The following is a 2,529-nucleotide window of genomic DNA, read 5'->3' on the forward strand; positions in this document are numbered from 1 at the left end:
GGGTCAAGTGCGTATGCAGCAAGGCTTTTTCAGCGTTCAGCAAACCTGCCCAACGTGTCATGGTCGCGGGCAAATTATTAAAGATCCTTGTCGTGCTTGTCATGGCACAGGCGTGCAAGAAGAGAATAAAACGCTTTCAGTGAAAGTGCCAGCGGGCGTTGATACGGGTGATCGTATTCGTTTGGCTGGAGAGGGTGAAGCGGGTGCAATGGGTGGCCCAGCCGGAGATCTTTATGTTCAGGTTTCGGTTAAAGAGCATCCTATTTTTGTTCGTGACGGTGCAAACTTGTATTGTGATGTGCCAATCAGTGTCGTGGATGCAGCGTTGGGTGGTGAGCTGGAAGTGCCAACACTTGATGGCCGCGTCAAACTGAAAATCCCTGCTGAAACGCAAAGCGGTAAGATGTTCCGTTTACGCGGTAAGGGTGTGAAGCCTGTTCGTGGTGGAGCTGTTGGAGATTTGATGTGTCGTGTCGCGGTAGAAACGCCAGTAAATCTGACTAAAAAGCAAAAAGAGTTGTTGAAAGAGTTTCAAGAGACTCTTGAAAGTGGGTCGAAGAAACATGCGCCCCAGAAGCATTCTTGGTTTGAGGGGGTTAAAAGCTTCTTTGACGACATGAAGCTTTAGTGCAGGACTGCATGCTATTTTCACCTCAAGCTTTGTTAACAGTGTACTCAAATGCTCACTTACTTCGTGTAAGCTCAGCTTTTCCGTGCACTTTCGCCTCGCTTGATGCAAAAATATCTATCCAGTAGGTGTGTGCCGAGTTTTTACTGTATAGAGTTTGGTTAGTAATTAAGCTATTTATAATTCCCGCCTTTGAGCGGGAATTTTTCATTTAAAAAAGAGGGTAAAGCAATGGTACGCATTGCAGTAACAGGTGCGATTGGCCGCATGGGTAAAATGTTGATTGAAGCTGTTCATCAATCAGCAGAAGCAGAATTAAGCGCAGCGATTGTTTTGCCAGACAGTAGTGTGATTGGTGCCGATGCAGGTGAGTTGTCTGGGATTGGTAAAAATGGCGTTAGTGTTGTGGGTCACTTGAGTGAAGTGATTGATGATTTTGATGTGTTGATCGATTTTACTGCTCCTGATGCCACGCTAGAAAATGCCAAACTATGTGCTGAGAACGGCAAGGGTATCGTGATTGGTACAACGGGCTTTACTCCTGAAGAAGAAGAATTGCTTTTGTCGTATCAGGCGAACGCCGCGATGTGTAAAGCTGCGAATTTCAGCACGGGTGTGAATATGTGTCTTAATCTCTTGAAAAAAGCCGCAGAGATTTTAGGCGATGATTATGATGTCGAAATTTACGAAGCGCATCATAAGCATAAAGTGGATGCACCATCTGGTACGGCTTTGGCGATGGGTGAATCAGTAGCTGAAGGGTTAGACCGCAATCTACGTGAGGTAGCTGTTTACGGACGTGAAGGCCAAACAGGCGCACGAAATAAAGAAACGATTGGTTTTGCAACGGTTCGCGGTGGTGATGTTGTCGGTGATCATACTGTGATGTTTTTGGGCGATGGAGAGCGTGTTGAAATTACACACAAGGCATCGAGTCGAATGGCGTTCGCAAATGGTGCGGTGCGTGCTGCTGCTTGGTTGCATTCTCAGGAGCCCGGTCTGTATGAAATGCGCGATGTTTTAAATCTTAAGTAATGAGACGCGTAATTTTTGTGCAGTAAATGCTTTGATCGCATAGACAACAAAATGTGAAATATGTACAATGCCGCCGCTTGAGATAAGGCGTTGTACATAAAAACGCGAAAGAATTATAAAAAGCGAGATGAGCAAATGTTCATCTCGCTTTTTTGCAACTAGCATTCGCTAAATGCATCTCAAGCCCGCCAAAGACGGTTTCTTTCGATACGAAAAATACACTGCTTGGACAAGCGCGAGGAACTGGTGTTGACTAAACCCGCTATTTTAGCTCTTGAAGATGGCTCCATATTCAAGGGTATCTCTATCGGTGCAGATGGAGAAACTACTGGAGAAGTTGTTTTTAACACCGCGATGACGGGGTATCAGGAAATTCTTACTGACCCATCATATGCAAAACAAATTGTTACTTTGACCTATCCTCACATCGGTAATACTGGTGTTAATGAGGAAGATGTAGAAAGCGACCAAATTTGGTCAGCTGGTCTAGTAATTCGTAATCTTCCTTTGCTTGCTAGCTCATGGCGTAATGAGAAGCCATTAGATGTTTATCTCTCTGAAAATAATATTGTTGCGATCGCGGATATCGATACACGTCGTTTGACGCGTATTTTGCGCGAGAAGGGCGCCCAGAATGGTTGTATCCTCGCTGGTGATAATATTTCAGAAGAACTGGCATTAGAAAAAGCAAAAGCATTCCCTGGTCTTAAGGGAATGGATTTGGCAAAAGAAGTGACGCATCAAGAAGTCTATGAATGGACTGAAGCAGAATGGGACTTGAGCTCTGGTTATGCGCAAGCAAAAGATTCTGAGTTCCACGTAGTTGCTTACGACTTTGGTGTGAAGCGCAATATTCTGCGTATGCT

The 2,529-nt window shown here is 44.9% G+C and carries 3 protein-coding genes; all 3 read left to right on the forward strand.

Annotated features, from left to right (window positions below; genetic code table 11):
• Positions 1–628 (forward strand): molecular chaperone DnaJ (dnaJ, locus tag A3738_RS12380; RefSeq protein ID WP_156504234.1); only part of this gene is annotated, 628 nt, incomplete at its 5' end.
• Between the two features lie 231 nt (positions 629–859).
• Positions 860–1,663, forward strand: a complete 804-nt coding sequence (gene dapB, locus A3738_RS12385) for a 4-hydroxy-tetrahydrodipicolinate reductase (protein ID WP_068478002.1) — start codon at positions 860–862, stop codon at positions 1,661–1,663.
• Positions 1,664–1,912: 249 nt separating this feature from the next.
• Positions 1,913–2,529 (forward strand): carbamoyl-phosphate synthase domain-containing protein (locus A3738_RS12395; protein WP_304440100.1); only part of this gene is annotated, 617 nt, incomplete at its 3' end.

The sequence above is a fragment of the Oleiphilus sp. HI0066 genome (genome assembly GCF_001635725.1).

Bases quoted from the DNA above. Each gene is read 5' to 3' on its own strand.
- dapB (WP_068478002.1), top strand. From the start codon at position 860: ATGGTACGCATTGCAGTAACAGGTGCGATTGGCCGCATGGGTAAAATG.